Source organism: Burkholderia sp. THE68, assembly GCF_009938265.1.
GTDB lineage: Bacteria > Pseudomonadota > Gammaproteobacteria > Burkholderiales > Burkholderiaceae > Caballeronia.
The window spans coordinates 2,784,723-2,802,263 of the sequence record NZ_AP022315.1; the positions used below are offsets into that span (position 1 = coordinate 2,784,723).

Below are 17,541 nucleotides of genomic sequence, written 5' to 3' on the forward strand. Positions count from 1 at the left end.
TTTACTGCGGCGTGAGCGGCGTCACCGACTGGCCCGGCTGGTTCTCGAGATTGAGCGGGACCGGTTGGTCCAGCGGGCTGACCTGCACGCCGCCTGGAGCGGGCGCGGCGGGCGCGACGGGCGCCGGCGCGACTGCCTGCGCGGCTTGCGGCGTCGTTTTCCGCAGCCCCGGACCGTTTCGGATGAACTGCTTGAAGTCCGCGCCCGCCTGCCACGGGTTGGGCTCGCAGCCGAGCGGGTTGTCGCAGTGCGCGGCGAAGCCGATCGTCGCGGTGCCTTCGTTCGTCGGCGTCTTGGTGATCTGATACGCGAGCGCGCGCTTTCCGCTCGACGGTCCCGCCGTCTGGATGATCGAATCCGTGACGGTCTGCAACTTGTACGCCGAATGGTTCGTCACCCAGACCTGGGCGCGCGCCCACCACGCATCGCATTCGGGCTTGCTCATGCAGGTGAGCGGTTGGGTAGCCTGCTCCATGACGGTGCTGCTGACCTGATCGTCTACCGCGCAGCCGCCCAATAGCGCAAGCGACGCAGCCCCCAGCGCGGCCGCGCCGAAGAACATCTTTTTCATTGCTCCCCCGATCGTCGAAAAGTCGGCAACATTTTGACCCGTCAACCCGGATGACGTTGTGATGCGTTTCCCTCTGTTGCACAAGCCGGTAAGGCTTTCCGGCGCACGCGGGCGCCGGAACGGAAAAAGCTGCTCGTCGCGAAGGAGCGCGAGAGCTCACGCGCTCGCGGGATTCAGCTTGTAGTCCTGATAGGCGGCGACGAACGCATCGAACGATTCGGTGTCGCTGCTTTCGACCACCGTCTGCTCCACCAGTGATTTCGCTGCGAGTTCTTCCATCGCGCGCTCGTCGTCGACCGAGAGCGGGCGCGCGCGGAAGGTTTCGGCGTGGCGCGCGCTGAGTTCGAGCGCGAATGCGTCGAAGGATTGCCGATTGTCGCGCATCGTCTGCAACACGCGTGCGGACGGCGTTAGCGATGCATCCGCGATGCGCGGCCGCAATCCCCGAAGCGCGCGCGTGTGGTCGTCGTTGCCGTTGAGCGTGTCGAGCGTCTTCGCGACCGGCTCGATCGCGTCGAAGAGCGCTTCGGCCCACTGCTGCATCGGCATGCTTGCGCCGTCGCGTTGCAGCGTGAGACCCGGCTTGCGTCCTTCCTTCGACACCGCGCTGAAATTGCCGTTCGCTTCGATGCTCGCCTCGGGCGGCAACAGCGGGCTGTCTTCCAGCGCGCAATACAGCAGGTATGCATCGAGAAAGCGCGCCGTCTCCAGCGAGATGCCGGTCGGCTCGAACGGATCGATGTCGAGGCAGCGCACTTCGATGTACTGCACGCCGCGCTCGGCCAGCGCATGCAGCGGACGTTCGCCCGAATACGTGACGCGCTTCGGGCGGATCGTCGAGTAGAACTCGTTTTCGATCTGCAGGACGTTGGTGTTGATCTGGACCCATTCGCCATCGCGCTGCGTGCCAATGGCCTCATACGGCGCGTACGGCTGGCTCACGGCCTTGGCGAGCACGTCGAGATAGGCCTCGAGCGTGTCGTAGCTCGGCAGCAGGTCCGCCTGCGCGGGATTGTTCGCATAGCCGAGATCGCTCATGCGCAGGCTGGTCGCGTGCGGCAAATAAAGCGTGTCGGCATCGAACGTTTCGAGATGATGCGTCTTGCCTTCGACGAAGCGCTTGTTGAGCGCCGGCGACGCGCCGAACAGATACATCAGCAGCCAGTTGGTGCGGCGGAAGTTGCGGATGAGCGCGAAGTAGCGTTCCGACTGGAAGTCCTTCGCGGACAGCGTGCTCGATTGGTCCAGCGCCTGCCACGCGCGCCACACATTTTCGTTGAGCGAATAGTTGTAGTGGATGCCCGCGATACATTGCATCGTGCGCCCATAGCGCAGCGCGAGCCCGCGCCGGTACACGTTCTTGAGCGTGCCGATATTCGACGTGCCGTAATAGCCGAACGGAATCTCGTCCTCAGGCGGCAACGAATTGGGCATCGAGTCGTTCCACAGCAACTCGTCGCCCATGTGCGCGTACGCGAAACGATGCAGCACGTCGAGGCGATCGAGCGTGAGCGCCGCGTCGGCTTCGGCGGGCGTGATGAGTTCGACGAGCGCTTCGGAGTAATCGGTCGTGATGAGCGGATGCGTCAGCGCGGAGCCGAACGCGCGCGGATGCGGCGTCATCGCCAGCTTGCCCTGCGGCGTCACACGCAAGCTTTCTTTTTCGATGCCGCGCAAGCCTTGGCGCAGTGCGTCGGCGTGTGGGCCGGACGCGAGCGCGGCAAGCCTGCGCTCGAAAGCGCCGGCCTTGGGGTGAGCGGGATTCTTGTTTGCCATTGAAGCAATCTGCGAGGAGCGCGAGCGCATGCGCCCGGTCATATTTTTAGGGTAGCGGGCACTTTAACATCTCGGTGTCAGGCGTGCTTGAGCCCAGAAACCGTAAGGGTTTGCGGGTTTTTCGGAGGCTTCGCGCGGGACGCGGCGGAGGGATTCCGGAGCCGCTTCGGGCGGCTCGCGAGGGGTTTGACACGCCCGCGCGTCATGACGACGGCGAGCGCGTGTGCTTCATGCGACCTTGTTGGCTTCGTTGTGGGCGCGCTCGGTTTCGAGCAGCGCTTCCTTGCGCGGCGTGCCCCAGCGATAGCCCGAGATCGCGCCATCCTTGCCGATCACGCGATGGCATGGAATCGCGAGGGCCACCGGATTCGAGCCGCACGCGTTGGCGACCGCGCGCACCGCGCGAGGCGAGCCGAGCGTGGCCGCGATGTCCGTGTAACTGCGCGTCTGACCATACGGGATACGCCGCAACGCGTCCCACACGCGCCGCTGGAAAGCCGTCGCGCCGATGTCGAGCGGCAAGTCGAAGCGCTCGCGCGTGCCTTGCAGATACGCGCGAATCTGCGCGATGAACGGCTCCATCTTCGCAGCATCCTCGACGCGTTCGGCCTGCGCGAAATCGGCGGCGAGCTGTCCGACGAGCGTATCCGCATCGTCGCCGAACGCGATCTTGCAGACGCCCTTGTCCGTCGCGGCGACGATCACCGTGCCGAGCGGCGTCGCGGCGGTCGCGTAGCGCACGGTCAGTCCCGCGCCCTGGCGCCTGTACGCGGACGGCGTCATGCCGAGTTCGGCAGGCACGGCCTCGTACATGCGCGACGGCGAGCCGAAACCGGCGTCGTGCGTCGCGCGCGTCACGTCGCGGCCGCGCTGCAACGCGTCGCGCAGCACGCCCGCGCGTTGCGCCGCCTGATACTGACGCGGCGAGATGCCGACGATCCGCGAAAAAAGGCGCTGCAGATGGAACGGGCTGACGTGCACGGCATCGCTCAACTGGGCGAGCGTCATGCGCTGCTGCGGATCGGCGTCGAGCACCTTGCACGCGCGCTCGACGATGGCGAGTTCGCGCGGCAGGCTGGTCGGCTGGCAGCGCTTGCAGGCGCGGTATCCGGCGGCGACGGCTGCATCGGTCGTCGGGAAGAATTCGACGTTCTCGCGACGCGGCGCCCGCGACGCGCACGAGGGCCGGCAGAACACGCCGGTCGTGCGTACGGCGAAGAAGAAAGCGCCGTCGGCATGCTCGTCGCGATCGACGACGGCTTGCCAGCGGGTTTCATCGGATGAAAAGACAGGGTTGGTTACGGTTTTCATGACGACCTCGAAGGCTCTTGGGTACGTGACCACTGTAGAGCCGTGTGGACGAGGTTACGCGCCGTTTCTTGCGGTGTCATCGGCAGGCGGAATCCCAAAAGTGACGCACAGATGCCACAGAATCACGCCATAGGGGTTTTTACTAAAATTTCTATTGCGTCGCATCAACCGGCTATGTATTATTGGAATTGTCTCCTCCATGTCTCCTCCTGATATGGATTCAGCCCGCCAACCTAGGCGGGCTTTTTTTCGCCTGTACGTTTCCATCAGACGAAAAAAACCGGGCTCAACGGCCCGGTTCGCTTCTGGATGATGCCGCCGCCGTTACAGCACGTAGCGCGACAAGTCTTCGTCCTGCGCCACGTCGCCGAGCGCGCGATCCACATACGCCGCGTCGATCCGCACCGGCTGGCCCGTGTGATTGCCCGCCGCGAACGACACTTCCTCCAGCAGCTTCTCAATTACCGTATACAGCCGCCGCGCGCCGATGTTCTCGGTCTTCTCGTTCACCGAGTACGCAATTTCCGCGAGACGCCGGATGCCTTCGTCGGTGAAATCGAGCTCGACGCCTTCGGTCGCGAGCAGCGCCTTGTACTGCTTGACGAGGCTTGCATCGGTCGAATTCAGGATCGATTCGAAGTCGCCGACAGACAGCGAATCCAGCTCGACGCGAATCGGAAAGCGCCCTTGCAGCTCGGGAATCAGATCGCTCGGCTTGGCGAGATGGAACGCGCCGCTCGCGATGAACAGGATGTGATCGGTCTTGATCATCCCGTATTTGGTGTTGATGGTCGTGCCTTCGACGAGCGGAAGCAGATCACGCTGCACGCCGGCACGCGACACTTCGGCGCCGCCCGCCTCGCTGCGCGACGCGATCTTGTCGATTTCGTCGAGAAACACGATGCCGTTCTGCTCGACGTTCTGCACCGCACGGCTCTTGACCTCTTCGTCGTTGAGCAGCTTGCCGGCTTCTTCGTCGGTGAGCAGTTTCAGCGCTTCCTTCACCTTCACCTTGCGGCGCGTCTTCTTGCCGCCGCCGATGTTCGCGAACATCGAACGAATCTGCTCGGTCATGTCCTCCATGCCCGGCGGCCCCATGATGTCCATGCCGACTTGCGGCAGTTCCACGTCGAGTTCGATTTCCTTGTCGTCGAGCGCGCCTTCGCGCAGGCGTTTGCGGAAAGTCTGGCGCGTGGTGTTGTCGCCCTCGCCGCCCGATTCCGCCGCGCCGAAACCGACCGGGCGCGCGCTCGGCAGGAGGATATCGAGGATGCGGTCTTCCGCGCGATCTTCCGCCTTCGTGCGTACTTTCTTCATCTCGGATTCGCGCGTCTGCTTGACGGAAATCTCGATCAGATCGCGCACGATGCTGTCCACATCGCGCCCGACGTAGCCCACTTCGGTGAACTTGGTCGCTTCGATCTTGATGAACGGCGCGTCCGCGAGCTTGGCGAGACGACGCGCGATCTCGGTCTTGCCGACGCCCGTCGGCCCGATCATCAGAATGTTCTTCGGCGTGATTTCCTGGCGCAGCGGTTCGCCGACCTGCTGACGGCGCCAGCGGTTGCGCAGCGCGACGGCAACCGCCTTCTTCGCGCGCCCCTGGCCGATGATGTGTTTGTCGAGTTCGGAGACGATTTCGGAGGGAGTCATGGTGGTCATCGCTGGGTCCTTTATTCGATCGTCTCGATGACGCGATTGTGATTGGTGTAGATGCACATGTCGCCGGCGATGGTGAGCGCCTTTTCGACGATGTCGCGCGGGGCGAGAGCGGTGTTTTCGATGAGCGCCTGCGCCGCGGCCTGCGCGTATGCGCCGCCCGAGCCGATCGCCGCGATGCCGTGTTCGGGATCGAGCACGTCGCCGTTGCCGGTGATGACGAGCGTCGTGTCCTTGTCGGCGGTGATCAGCATCGCTTCGAGACGGCGCAGCATGCGGTCGGTGCGCCAGTCCTTCGCCAGTTCGACGGCGGCGCGCGTCAGATTGCCCTGATGCTTCTCGAGCTTCGCTTCGAAGCGGTCGAGCAGCGAGAACGCGTCGGCCGTGCCGCCGGCGAAGCCGACCAGCACCTTGCCGCCATAGATGCGGCGCACTTTCTTCGCGCCCCCTTTCATGACGATGTTGCCGAGCGTCACCTGACCATCGCCGCCCAGCGCGACCTTGCCGTCGCGGCGCACGGAGACGATGGTCGTGCCGTGAAATTGTTCCATGTGCGTTCCTTGTGAAAACCAGAAGGACGCGGGGCGGCTTCGTCGTCGAACGACCGGCCGCCGCGCAGTCGAGAATTCGATGAAGTGCACGGCGCGGGGTTCCGTCCGGGCCTCGGAGGCCACAGGCGAAGCGCCGCGCTCGCGCCCGCCGCGATGATGCCGTTGCGGCGGCGCGTCCGGCTCATTTTAGGGCGCTGGCGGATTTATCAAGACTTTCGACATCGACGTGCCGCGTTTTTGCTCGCCTGAAAGTAAAAAAAGGCACCCCGTCGATGGGTGCCCTTTTTTACTGATTTCCCTGCTCTAGCGCAACTTTTTGCGGCGGCGTTTTCCCCGTGGCGGGGCGGTCCCGCGATAATCGCCTGCCGGCAGCTATTTCAGTCGCCGAACAGCTTCTGACGCAGTTCGCGGCGTTCCTGCGCTTCGAGCGACAGCGTGGCCGTCGGGCGCGCGATCAGACGCGGAATGCCGATCGGTTCGCCGGTCTCTTCGCACCAGCCGTAATCGCCGGAGTCGATGCGCGCGAGCGATTGCTGCACCTTCTTCAGAAGCTTGCGTTCGCGGTCGCGCGTGCGCAGTTCCAGTGCATGCTCTTCCTCGATGGTCGCGCGATCCGCCGGGTCCGGCACGATCACCGTTTCCCGCAGATTTTCGGTCGTCTGGCCGGCATTCTTCAGAATGTCCGCTTGCAACTGCTCGAGCCGGTTCTTGAAGAAGGCGAGTTGATCCTCGTTCATGTAGTCCTTCTCGCTCATCTTCAGGATTTCGGCTTCGGTCAAGAGTTTCGTTGTCATCTGCTTGCTTCTTCAATGTAAGGCGATGTCTTCGCAACGCCCGCACTTGCGTTGCCCGCATGCAGCGCATCGGTACGCTTGGGGCTACGCGACGCGTCGATGCGGGGCCGAACTCCTCTGGAAACCGATATTGGATGATGCTCCGGATGACGACGGGCGCATTTGCATGTGCCCTGGATTTCCGGCCCCGGTGCTTTGACTTGATTTGCCTTCCCCCGGCAAATCGAGGCATCGTCCCGACGGGACATCCCTTCTCCTGACTTCCGCCGAGCGTGCGCCTGAAAGACGCGCATCCAGCGGAACTGCCCTTCTCCAGTGGGGCTGTATTGTAACTGAACCGCAATTTCCGACGATAACGAGGAAAACCCTGTCAAATCACGCCGGAATTTCAAAAATATAACGCCTGGACGTGCAAAAAGCGATGTCGGTTGGTGGTCGCGACTACATACCCGCATCGAAAGTCGCTCATGAAAAACGCCGCCCGCGAGTCACTCGCAGCGGCGTTTTCATTTCAGCGCTCCGGTTCCGCCCCGCGTGAATCGCAAGATTCAAGCGAGATGCGTGCCGGATTACTTCACGAGACAGGCGTCGAGTCCGTCGGTGATCAGATCCTTCGGCAGCTCGATGCCGATGAACACCATCTTGCTGTTTTTCTTTTCGATCGGCATCCATTTGCCGGCGAGGTCGCTGCCCATCATCTGATGCACGCCCTGGAACACGACCTTGCGATCGACGCCCTTCATATAGAGCACGCCCTTGTAGCGCAGCAGGCGCTCGCCATAGATCTGCAGGATGCCGCCGAGGAAGTCTTCGAGCCGGTTCGGATCGAACGGCTTGTCGCTGCGGTAGACGAACGACTTGATCTTGTCGTCGTGATGCGCGTGATGGTGATGATGCCCGTGCTCGTGATCGTGATCGTGGCTGTGATCGTGACCGCAGGTCGAATGATCGTGATCATGCGCGTGGTCATGGTCGTGATCGTCTTCCGCAAGGAAGTCGGGATCGATCTCGAGCTTCGAATTCAGATTGAAGCCGCGCAGATCGAAGATTTCCTTGATGTCGGCATCGCCGAAATTGACGATCCTGACGGCCGCGCGCGGGTTCATGTGCAGCAGGCGATGCTTGAGCGATTCGAGTTCGTCGGCGGAGACGAGATCGGACTTCGTGACGAACAGGCGATCCGCGAAACCGACTTGCCGCTGCACCACTTCGTGCTGATCGAGCTGCGCGTTCGCGTGCTTCGCGTCGACCAGCGTGATGATCGCGTCGAGCAGGAATTCGTCGGCGACGGTGTTGTCCATGAAGAACGTCTGCGCGACCGGACCCGGATTCGCGAGGCCGGTGGTTTCGATCACGACGCGGTCGAAATCGAGCGTGCCCGCCTTCTTGCGGTTCGCGAGGTCTTCGAGCGCGCGCGCCAGATCGCCACGGATCGTGCAGCAGATGCAGCCGTTGCTCATCTGGATGATCTGCTCGTTCGTTTCCTGCACGAGAATTTCGTTGTCGATGTTCTCTTCGCCGAACTCGTTCTCGATCACGGCGATCTTCATGCCGTGCTGCTCGTTCAGGATGCGCTTGAGCAGCGTGGTTTTGCCGCTGCCCAGAAAGCCGGTCAGGATGGTTACGGGAATCATGGTGTCGCCTGTGTCCTTGTCTGTGTTCGGTCGTCTGTGTCTTGGAACCGCGCTGAATCGATTATTGAAACATATTTGTCAAGCCAGCGCCGCGCGCGGCCTTGGGCGGGGCGCGAATTGCGGCTACGTTGGGGCGATCAGGCGATTTGCAACAGCAGCCCTTTCAGGTACTCGCCTTCCGGAAACGCCGTCAGCAGCGGATGATCGACGCCCGCGCCCAGGCGCTTGAGAATGCGCGCATCGACGCGCGCATCCGCCGCCGCATCCGCGACGATCTTCTGAAACAGGCCGGAATCGATCGCTCCCGAGCACGAATAGGTGAAAAGCAGCCCGCCCGGGCGCAGCAGCTTGAATCCGCTCAGGTTGATGTCCTTGTACGCGCGCGCGGCGCGATCCACCGTTTCCTTCGATGGCGCGAACTTCGGCGGATCGAGCACGATCAGGTCGAACCGCCGGCCTTCGTCGTAGAGACGGCGCAGCGTCTTGAAGGCATCGGCGTCGAGCCATTCGGCCTTGTCGGCGTCGAAGCCGTTCGCCTTCACGTTTTCGCGCGCGAGCGCGAGCGCTTCGCCGGACGAATCGACGGATACCACGCGCGTCGCGCCGCCCTTGAGCGCCGCCAGCGAAAAGCCGCCCGTATAGCAGAAGCAGTTCAAGACTTCGCGGCCTGTCGCGTGCTGCGCGACGAGCACGCGGTTATCGCGCTGATCGACGTAGAAGCCCGTCTTATGGCCGTTGCGCACATCGACGTGATGGCGCACGCCGCATTCGTTCGTAATGAGCGTGTCGGGCGGCGCGTCGCCGGCGAGCACGCCGGTGGTCTGCTCCAGTCCTTCTTTCTGACGGATCGAAACGTCCGAGCGCTCGTAGACGTCCGGACAGCCGGTCGCGTCGATCAGCGCATGCACGATGACCGCTTTCCACGCTTCGACGCCCGTCGCCATGAACTGGCAGACGAGCTGCGCGCGCGGCTGGTCGTCGGCGACGTAGTAATCGACGATCAGGCCCGGCAAGCCGTCCGCCTCGCCGAAGATGAGACGCGTCGCGCCCGTGTCCTTCACCATCGTCTGCCGGAGCGCCACCGCGCGCTGCACGCGGCGCTTGAAGAACGCGTGATCGACCGGCTCGCTTTCGTCGAAGCTCCACACGCGCGCGCGGATCTGCGAATGCGGGCTGTACGACGCGCGCGCGAGAAAGCGTCCGTCCGCCGCGCGCACGACGACCGTCGCGCCGGGCGCGGGATCGCCGTCGATGCGCGCGATCGCGTTCGCATAGACCCACGGATGGCGGCGAACGAGCGATCTGTCCTTCGACGGCTTGAGCGTGATGGTGTTCATTGCGGTGATGAAAGCGGCGCGCGAGGCGCCGTCGGGGTCAATCGCGCTTCTTTGCGCGCGGATGCGCCGCATCGTAGACGCGGGCCAGATGCTGAAAATCGAGCGACGTATACACCTGCGTGGCCGTGATGCTCGCATGGCCGAGCAGTTCCTGCACCGCGCGCAGGTCGCCGCTCGATTGCAGGACGTGGGTGGCGAACGAGTGCCGCAACACGTGCGGATGCACGTTCGACGGAATGCCCGCCTGCAACGCGAGACGCTTCACGCGCTCGCGCACCACGCCCGGCGACATGCGGTTGCCGCGCACCGAGACGAAGAGCGCGTGCGGATCGAGCTTGACGAATTCGCCGCGCACTTCGATCCACGCGCGCAAAGCGTCGATCGCCTTGCGGCCGACGGGCACCTTGCGCATGCGCTTGCCTTTGCCCAGCACCGTGACTTCCGCGCTGTCGAGATCGATCCAGCCTTGCGACGTGTATTCGCTGTTATCGACGAAACGCACGTCAAGCCCGACGAGTTCCGCGAGCCGCAAGCCCGACGAATAGAACAGTTCGAGCATCGCGTGATCGCGCAGCGCTTCGGTCGTGCCGGCTTGCGGCGCGTCCATGAGCGCCATGGCGTCGTCGACGGAAAGCGCCTTCGGCAGCGTCTTTTCGCGTTTCGGCGCACGCACGGTCGCGACAGGATTCGCGGGCATCTCGACGCGCTCGGCGAGCCATCGATAGAACGCGCGCCACGCCGACAGCCGATGCGCAATGGAGCGCGATGACAGCCCGCCGGCGTGCGCCCGCACGACTGCGCCGCGAATATCCGCGGGGGTCAGCGACTCGAGCGGACGGTCTTTGGCGAGCGCGCGCAGTTCGCCCAGCTCATGCGTGTAGCCGCGCAGCGTATGCTCGGAGAGATGCCGCTGGTGCTCCAGCATCGCAAGATAGTCGGCGATCGCATTTTCCGAGGGCGCGGCGGCGTTCATGTTCAGTGCGGCAGCAAGCGCGACAGCGCCGCGCTCGCCAGCGCGCCGATGTGCGTGAGGAAGTCCGTCGCCATGCCGTCGTGGAAACGGCGCGGATCGGGCGAGCCCATTACGAGCAGGCCGAAGCTCGGTGCGTCCGGACCGCCCTGCGGGTCGCGCAGGGCGATCAGCGAGACGGATTCGATCTTGCGGTCGGTATCGGGCGGGCCGTCGCTGGGCGCGACCGTCACCGATGCCGAGTTCGCCGCGCCGAGCCACTGCGCCGCCGCGAAGCCCGTGTTCGCGCCGCAGTACGGCGCGGAGAGGCTGCTCGTGAAGATGCGTACTTCCTCGCCGACCTGGCGCGCGAAATCCGCCTGCCGATACGCTTCGTCGATATCCCACACGCGCAGCGCGGCGTGCGGCACGTCGAAGACTTCGCACAGGCCTGTGCTGATGGTCGCGGGCAACGCGTACGGGTCGCGCTGGGAAATCACGCGCACGGTCCAGCGATTGAACTTGGTCGAGATGCTGTCGTTCTCGTGGCCGTAGCGCAGCAGTTCGGCGAGACGCCGCTCCAGTTGCTTGTTCTTGTCGCGCAGCATTTCCATCTGGCGTTCCTGCAGCGACACGGCCGCCTTGCCGTGCGGATTCGAAAGCCGGATGGTGCCGAGCAGTTCCGCATGCTCGACGAAGAAATCGGGGTTGGCGAGCAGGTAGTCGGCGACTTCGCGTGGATTCATGATGACCTGGTTGCGTTAATCAATGCGATCGAGCTCGATCTCGCCTTCGAAAACGGTCGCGGCGGGCCCGGCCATGAGCAGTGCGGCGGATTCGTCGCGCGCGCCGTCCCAGCTGATCGTGAGCGTGCCGCCGTGCGTCTTCACGCGCACCGGCGAGTCGAGCAGACCGCGCCGGATGCCCGCGGCCACCGCCGCGCACGCGCCCGTGCCGCACGCGAGCGTTTCGCCCGCGCCGCGCTCGAAGACGCGCAGCTTCACCGAATGACGATCGACGATCTGCATGAAGCCCGCGTTCACGCGCTTCGGAAAGCGCGCGTGACGCTCGACGAGCGGGCCTTCGGTCAAGACCGGATACGCCTCGACATCCTCGACGATCTGCACCGCGTGCGGATTGCCCATCGACACGGCGGAAATCCAGCGCGTTTCACCGTTCAGGTCGAGCGGCCAGAGCGTGTCGTTGCCTTGCCGGCGGCCTACGAGGCCGACCGCGTCGAACGGCACGTGCAGAGGATCGAACACCGGCGTGCTCATGTCGACGACGACTTCGCCGTTCTCCTGCATCGTCAGCGTGATGACGCCGTTCTGCACCTGCACGCGCACGGTTGAGGCGTCCGTCAGGCGCCGGTCGCGCACGAACTTCACGAAGCAGCGCGCGCCGTTGCCGCAATGCTCGACCTCGCCGCCATCGCAATTGAAGATGCGGTATTTGAAGTCGACACCGTCGATCGTCGGCTTTTCGACGAGCAGCAACTGATCCGCGCCCACGCCGAAATGGCGGTTCGCGAGTGCGCGCACCTGCCCGGCGGTGAGAGCGAGCGGCTGCGTGTAGCCGTCGAGCACGACGAAGTCGTTGCCCGCGCCCTGCATCTTGGTGAATTTGAGTTTCATGGCGGCTATTGTATGTGACCCGCGCAGCGGCGTTTCGCGCCCCTCACGCTTCAATAGAATCCCGGCTCGCCCGGCGGCCGGGTCTTGAAGCGCTTGTGCACCCAGTAATATTGCTCCGGCATGCGCGGAATCTGCTCTTCCAGAAACGCGTTCATGCGGCGCGCGTCGGCTTCGTCGTCGCCGGTCGGGTAGTCGTCCCACGGCTTGAAGATCTTCAGCCGATAACCCTTGTAGTCCGGCAACACCTCGCCGATGAACGGCACGACCTGCGCCTTGCCCGTCTTCGCGAGCCGGCCGACGGCCGTCAGCGTGCACGTGGGGATGCCGAAGAACGGCACGAACGTGGAGTTGCGCATGCCGTAGTCCATGTCCGCGCCGAGCATCACCGGCTTGCGATCGCGCAGCCAGCGCAGCACGATGCGCGCGCTGTCGGCGCGGCTCGCCATGTCGGCGCCGAAGCGGGCGCGCTGCGTTTTCGCGAGTTCCTCGATCTGCGGATTCGAGAACGGCTGATACAACGAACCGCAGCGCCGATGCAGCGAGTAATTGAGAAAGATCGAGCCCGCCTCGATACCGACGAAATGCAGCCCGAGAAAGAGCGTGGGCGGGAGGTCGGGATCGGTGAGATCGACGGCGCTGTCGACTTCGATCAGCTTTTCGAGCTTTTTCGCCGAGCCGAACCATTGCACGCTGCGCTCCACGTAGCTGCGGATCGCGTGCCGGAAGTGCTTCTGCGCGATGTCCTCGCGTTTTTCGTCGGACCACTCAGGAAAGCACAGCTTCAGATTCGTATGGACGATGCGTCTGCGGCGGCTCGGAATCTGATAGAGCAGCCAGCCGAGGGCATCGCCGAAACGCGCCGTGATGCCGTAAGGGATGAGCGCCAGGAACTTGAGAAAGCCGATGGCGAGCGCCACGCCGATGCGCCCTAGCATGAGCGGCTCCAGCGTGCGGACGGTCGGCCGCGATGAGCGGATGTTTGATGCGTGGCGGATTGCGACAAGCGTTCGGCTCTGTGAAAACAAGGGAAACCGGTATAATAGAACCTTCGCCGAGTTAATGGACAACTTGCGGGGCGAAGCGAGTCGGAGTCTTCTTATGTTTCGAGAAGAAGCCGGCCCGGAAAGACATCCGCTAAAGCGTCGCCGCTTCAGACTCCAGACGAAGACGGCTACGTGAATATCAATCGTACTCAAATGGAGTCTGAAGCGTGTCGAACGACTATCTCTTTACTTCCGAATCCGTTTCCGAAGGCCACCCCGACAAGGTCGCCGATCAAATCTCCGACGCCATCCTCGACGCCATCCTGTCGCAGGACAAATATTCGCGCGTCGCGGCGGAAACGCTCTGCAACACCGGTCTCGTCGTCCTCGCGGGCGAAATCACGACCACCGCCAACGTCGATTACATCCAGGTCGCGCGGGACACCATCAAGCGCATCGGCTACGACAACACTGATTTCGGCATCGATTATCGCGGCTGCGCGGTGCTCGTCGCGTACGACAAGCAATCGCCGGATATCGCGCAAGGCGTGAACAAGGCGCATGACGACAACCTCGATCAAGGTGCCGGCGACCAGGGCCTGATGTTCGGTTACGCGTGCGACGAAACGCCCGAACTCATGCCGCTGCCGATTCACCTGTCGCACCGTCTCGTCGAGCGTCAGGCGAACCTGCGCCGCGACGGCCGTCTGCCGTGGCTGCGTCCGGATGCGAAGTCGCAGGTCACCGTGCGTTATGTCGATGGCCGCGCGCATTCCATCGACACCGTCGTGCTCTCCACGCAGCATTCGCCGGACATCGATCTGCCGCAACTGCGCGAAGCGGTGATCGAGGAAGTGATCAAGCCGACGCTGCCGAAGGAACTCATCAATGGCGACATCAAGTTCCTGGTGAACCCGACGGGCCGTTTCGTCATCGGCGGTCCGCAGGGCGATTGCGGTCTGACGGGCCGCAAGATCATCGTCGATACCTACGGCGGCGCGGCTCCGCACGGCGGCGGCGCGTTCTCGGGCAAGGACCCGTCGAAGGTGGACCGTTCGGCGGCCTACGCGGGCCGTTATGTCGCGAAGAATATCGTCGCGGCGGGTCTGGCATCGCGCGCGCTGATTCAGGTTTCGTACGCGATCGGCGTCGCACGCCCGACTTCGGTCATGGTCAACACGTTCGGCACGGGTCGCGTGTCGGATGCCGAGATCACGAAGCTCGTGCAGGAGCACTTCGACCTGCGTCCGAAGGGCATCATCCAGATGCTCGACCTGCTGCGCCCGATCTACGAAAAGACGGCGGCATACGGCCACTTCGGCCGCGAAGAGCCGGAATTCACGTGGGAAATCGCCGACAAGGCACTGGCGCTGGCCGAAGCGGCTGGCACTGAACCGGTCGCAAGCGTGGCGTAAAGCCATCGTCTGAACGGGCAGGACAGAAGCCGGCAAGCATTGCGCTTGCCGGCTTTTTTGCGTCTGCGCGGCGCGTTTCTTGCGGAATGTCTGAACGGCAAGACCAGACATTCGCGGAGTCGCCATGCCGCACGACACGCTTTTTTCACCCGTCACCATCGGCAAGCTCGAACTGCCGAATCGCATCGTGATGGCGCCGCTCGCGCGTCATCGCGCGTCGCAGCCCGGCGACGTTCCATCCGAAATGAACGCCCACTATTACGCGCAGCGCGCGAGCGCCGGGCTGATCGTCACCGAGCCCACGCAGATTTCACGGCAAGGCCAGGGCGGCTGGGCCACGCCCGGCATTTACACGGTGGCGCAGGAAGCGGGCTGGAAGGGCGTCGTCGGCGCGGTGCATGCGCGGCACGGACGCATCGCGGCGTTGCTGTCGCATGCGGGGCGCGTGTCGCATCGGCGCTTGCAGGAAGCGGGGGCGCCGCCCGTCGCGCCGTCCGCGATTCGTGCGTGCGGTGCGACGGTGTTGGTTCAGCACGATGACGGTACGACAGGCTTCATCGACGCCGATGATCCGCGCCCGCTCGACACCGATGAGATCGCGGGCGTCGTGCTGCAGTATGTCGACGCTGCGCACCGCGCCGATCGTGCCGGCTTCGACCTGATCGAGATCGACGCCGCGAACGGTTGCCTGCTGCATCAGTTCATCGCGACCGGCACGAACCGGCGCACCGATGACTACGGCGGCAGCGTCGAAAACCGGGTGCGGATCGTCGTCGATGTATTGAACGTGGTGGCGGGCGTGGTCGGCGCGCATCGCGTCGGCATCCGGCTTTCGCCGGGATTCACCGGCGCCGGTATCGAGGATGCCGAAGCGCTGGCGTCGCTATCGCATCTGGCGGGGGAACTGAAGCGCATCGGCATTGCGTACGTGCAACTCGCCGATGCCGACGACTCGCTTCGCCACGTCCTGCGCGAAGCCTGCGACGGTGCGATCATCGCGACGGCCGATTGCGGGCCCGGGGAAGCGAATGCGCTCATCGAGCGCGGCGACGCCGATGCCGTGGCGTTCGGCCGCGCGTTCGTTGCGAATCCTGATCTGGTGGAGCGCATGCAGGCGAATCTTGCGCTTGCCGAAGCCGATCCGTCGACGCTTCAAGGCGGCGGCGAGGCGGGCTATACGGACTATCCGGCGGCGGACGATACGCAACGCCGATGAAGCGCGCTCAACGCGCGGCGAACGCGTACCAGCCCGCGCTGCTCGTGGACAGTCTGCGCGGACGGCGGCTCGTTTGCGCAGCGGCCTTCGGTTTCGGCGACGGCGCGCGCAACTGCACCGGACGGCGCAACAAGGCGCGCAGCGACACGCGACGTGACGCCGCACGCACACGCAGATTGAAGAAGAAACCACGGAACCATGACCGGATGCCGTCGACCGGATGCACATTTTTCAGTTGCTCGGCGAGCAACTGGCTGCGGGTGGAGTGATGACGCAGCGCGCGGATCATGCCGCGGCGGGCAGGACGCGCGGCGCGCGAGGCAACACGCGAAAGGCCGATAGCAATACGGTGGTTCATGTCGGGGGAGGTCGGATGCGTGGAAGCAAACTCGACGATAGTCGTCTCAAAAATAGCGTTCAAGGATTCGATTCAAAGGCGTTCGCCAAGTTGCACCGAATTGATGCGGCCAATGTACAAGACCTTTATTACCCGGGTAAGTCCGCGTTTTCCCTGCCGATTTATGAAGCGCCTGCTGATAAATAACCAGCAATACGTTGTGGCGCGGGCCTTTGCGCGACGCCGGATTTACAATCGCTGTATTCGCCCCGATTCCGGATATAGCGTCGCCGGCATGATTCATTCGAAAGCGGCAGGACCAAGAACTGAAATGTCTGAACAAAACGCGTTGAAATCGAAAAAAGAACAGGTTCACGAGCTGCGCGAAAAGGGCTACGTGATCGTGAAAGGGCTGGTTTCGCAGGAGCGGCGCGACGCGATGCGCGAGGTCGCGCGACAGCAGCTCGCGCAGGCCGCCGCGCCCGTGGAATTCGAAGCCGATCTGAAATATCCCGGCGCGCCCGATTCGAAAGACGCGCCCGGCGGGCACACGGTGCGCCGCCTGCTCGACGCCTACGCGCGCCATCCGCTCTTCGCGGAGTTCGCGACGTCGCCCGAGGTGCGCGGCTGGATGGAGCTGTATTTCGGCGAGACGCCCTATCTTTCGCGCGCGCATCACAACTGCATGATGACGAAGCACCCGGCGTACGGCAGCCTGACGGGCTGGCATCGAGATGTGCGCTACTGGGCGTTCGAGCGCGACGATCTCGTATCCGCGTGGGTCGCGCTCGGCCACGAAACGGTCGATAACGGCGCGCTCTGGTTCGTGCCGACATCGCACAAGCTGCCGTTCACGTCCGAGCGTTTCGACGACGCCAAATTCTTCCGCTCCGATCTGCCCGAAAACGCGGCGCTGATCCGCACGGCGGTATCGCCCGAACTCGAACCGGGCGATGTCGTGTTCTTCCATTGCAACACGCTGCATTCGGCCGGCAAGAACCTCTCCGATCAGGTGAAGTTCTCGCTCGTGTTCACGTATCGCGGCGCAAGCAACGCGGCGCTGCCCGGCACGCGCTCGGCGTCGAAGCCGGAAGTGCCGCTCGTCTGACGTCTGACGGTCAGCGCTTCGACGGCATCGTGAGGCCGATCAGCCCGGCGAGCGATGCGACGATGCCGCCCGCGATCAGCCAGATGGTCTTGTTCGTGGGCGAGCCCGTGAAGAAGCGCGCGACGTCGTTGGAGAGCGAATGGAATGACGTGCCGCCGAAATACAGCAGCACGACGCCGCCGACAAGCAGCGCAATGGAAATCGCTCGGGTCATCTCGTGTGTCTCGTCTGTCAGGGCGCGTCAGCTTATTCGCTCCGCGCGAACG

General features: G+C 63.8%; 17 protein-coding genes. 3 read left to right on the forward strand and 14 right to left on the reverse strand.

The features are described from left to right. Position 1: 1 nt before the first annotated feature. The 12 genes from BTHE68_RS13220 to BTHE68_RS13275 all read right to left on the reverse strand — a co-directional run bounded on the left by BTHE68_RS13220 (position 2) and on the right by BTHE68_RS13275 (position 13,151). A complete protein-coding gene (locus BTHE68_RS13220) occupies positions 2–571 on the reverse strand; it encodes a hypothetical protein (RefSeq protein WP_162066668.1) in 570 nt (189 codons plus the stop codon). Between the two features lie 156 nt (positions 572–727). Continuing rightward, the gene (gshA, locus tag BTHE68_RS13225) at positions 728–2,347 is read right to left on the reverse strand and encodes a glutamate--cysteine ligase (RefSeq protein WP_162066669.1); all 1,620 of its coding nucleotides are present in this window, start codon (positions 2,345–2,347) and stop codon (positions 728–730) included. Positions 2,348–2,575: 228 nt separating this feature from the next. Next, complete coding sequence (ada, locus tag BTHE68_RS13230; protein WP_162066670.1) at positions 2,576–3,658, reverse strand: bifunctional DNA-binding transcriptional regulator/O6-methylguanine-DNA methyltransferase Ada; 1,083 nt, start codon at positions 3,656–3,658, stop codon at positions 2,576–2,578. 324 nt (positions 3,659–3,982) lie between these two features. Continuing rightward, positions 3,983–5,320, reverse strand: a complete 1,338-nt coding sequence (gene hslU, locus BTHE68_RS13235; RefSeq protein WP_162066671.1) for an ATP-dependent protease ATPase subunit HslU — start codon at positions 5,318–5,320, stop codon at positions 3,983–3,985. Positions 5,321–5,331: 11 nt separating this feature from the next. Next, entirely contained in the window at positions 5,332–5,868 is a 537-nt protein-coding gene (gene hslV, locus BTHE68_RS13240; RefSeq protein ID WP_162066672.1) for an ATP-dependent protease subunit HslV, read from the reverse strand. A 377-nt stretch (positions 5,869–6,245) separates the two neighbouring features. Further along, the gene (dksA, locus tag BTHE68_RS13245; protein ID WP_062267568.1) at positions 6,246–6,662 is read right to left on the reverse strand and encodes an RNA polymerase-binding protein DksA; all 417 of its coding nucleotides are present in this window, start codon (positions 6,660–6,662) and stop codon (positions 6,246–6,248) included. A gap of 569 nt (positions 6,663–7,231) precedes the next feature. After that, on the reverse strand, positions 7,232–8,296 hold the full coding sequence (locus tag BTHE68_RS13250) for a CobW family GTP-binding protein (protein WP_162066673.1): 1,065 nt from the start codon (positions 8,294–8,296) through the stop codon (positions 7,232–7,234). A gap of 137 nt (positions 8,297–8,433) precedes the next feature. Next, entirely contained in the window at positions 8,434–9,633 is a 1,200-nt protein-coding gene (locus BTHE68_RS13255) for a class I SAM-dependent rRNA methyltransferase (protein WP_162066674.1), read from the reverse strand. A gap of 37 nt (positions 9,634–9,670) precedes the next feature. After that, positions 9,671–10,606 carry a tyrosine recombinase XerC gene (xerC, locus tag BTHE68_RS13260; RefSeq protein ID WP_162066675.1) on the reverse strand — a complete coding sequence of 312 codons (936 nt, stop codon included), beginning with the start codon at positions 10,604–10,606 and terminating at the stop codon, positions 9,671–9,673. Positions 10,607–10,608: 2 nt separating this feature from the next. Beyond that, complete coding sequence (locus tag BTHE68_RS13265) at positions 10,609–11,328, reverse strand: DUF484 family protein (RefSeq protein WP_162066676.1); 720 nt, start codon at positions 11,326–11,328, stop codon at positions 10,609–10,611. A 15-nt stretch (positions 11,329–11,343) separates the two neighbouring features. Then, positions 11,344–12,216: a diaminopimelate epimerase gene (gene dapF, locus BTHE68_RS13270; protein ID WP_162066677.1), complete on the reverse strand. Its 873-nt coding sequence runs from the start codon at positions 12,214–12,216 to the stop codon at positions 11,344–11,346. A gap of 50 nt (positions 12,217–12,266) precedes the next feature. Then, entirely contained in the window at positions 12,267–13,151 is an 885-nt protein-coding gene (locus BTHE68_RS13275; protein ID WP_162066678.1) for a lipid A biosynthesis lauroyl acyltransferase, read from the reverse strand. A 275-nt stretch (positions 13,152–13,426) separates the two neighbouring features. On the opposite strand from BTHE68_RS13275, the gene metK reads away from it, so the two are divergent. Both metK and BTHE68_RS13285 read left to right on the forward strand, forming a co-directional pair. Then, entirely contained in the window at positions 13,427–14,614 is a 1,188-nt protein-coding gene (gene metK / locus BTHE68_RS13280; protein ID WP_162066679.1) for a methionine adenosyltransferase, read from the forward strand. A 124-nt stretch (positions 14,615–14,738) separates the two neighbouring features. Next, positions 14,739–15,830: an alkene reductase gene (locus tag BTHE68_RS13285; protein ID WP_162066680.1), complete on the forward strand. Its 1,092-nt coding sequence runs from the start codon at positions 14,739–14,741 to the stop codon at positions 15,828–15,830. Positions 15,831–15,837: 7 nt separating this feature from the next. Here BTHE68_RS13285 and BTHE68_RS13290 read toward each other — a convergent pair whose 3' ends face one another. Next, entirely contained in the window at positions 15,838–16,188 is a 351-nt protein-coding gene (locus BTHE68_RS13290) for a hypothetical protein (protein WP_174258016.1), read from the reverse strand. A gap of 310 nt (positions 16,189–16,498) precedes the next feature. Here BTHE68_RS13290 and BTHE68_RS13295 point away from each other — a divergent pair, with 310 nt between their 5' ends. Then, complete coding sequence (locus tag BTHE68_RS13295) at positions 16,499–17,275, forward strand: phytanoyl-CoA dioxygenase family protein (RefSeq protein ID WP_162066681.1); 777 nt, start codon at positions 16,499–16,501, stop codon at positions 17,273–17,275. Between the two features lie 10 nt (positions 17,276–17,285). On the opposite strand, the gene BTHE68_RS13300 is transcribed toward BTHE68_RS13295, so the two are convergent. After that, complete coding sequence (locus BTHE68_RS13300; RefSeq protein ID WP_162066682.1) at positions 17,286–17,489, reverse strand: DUF3185 family protein; 204 nt, start codon at positions 17,487–17,489, stop codon at positions 17,286–17,288. Positions 17,490–17,541 lie beyond the last annotated feature (52 nt).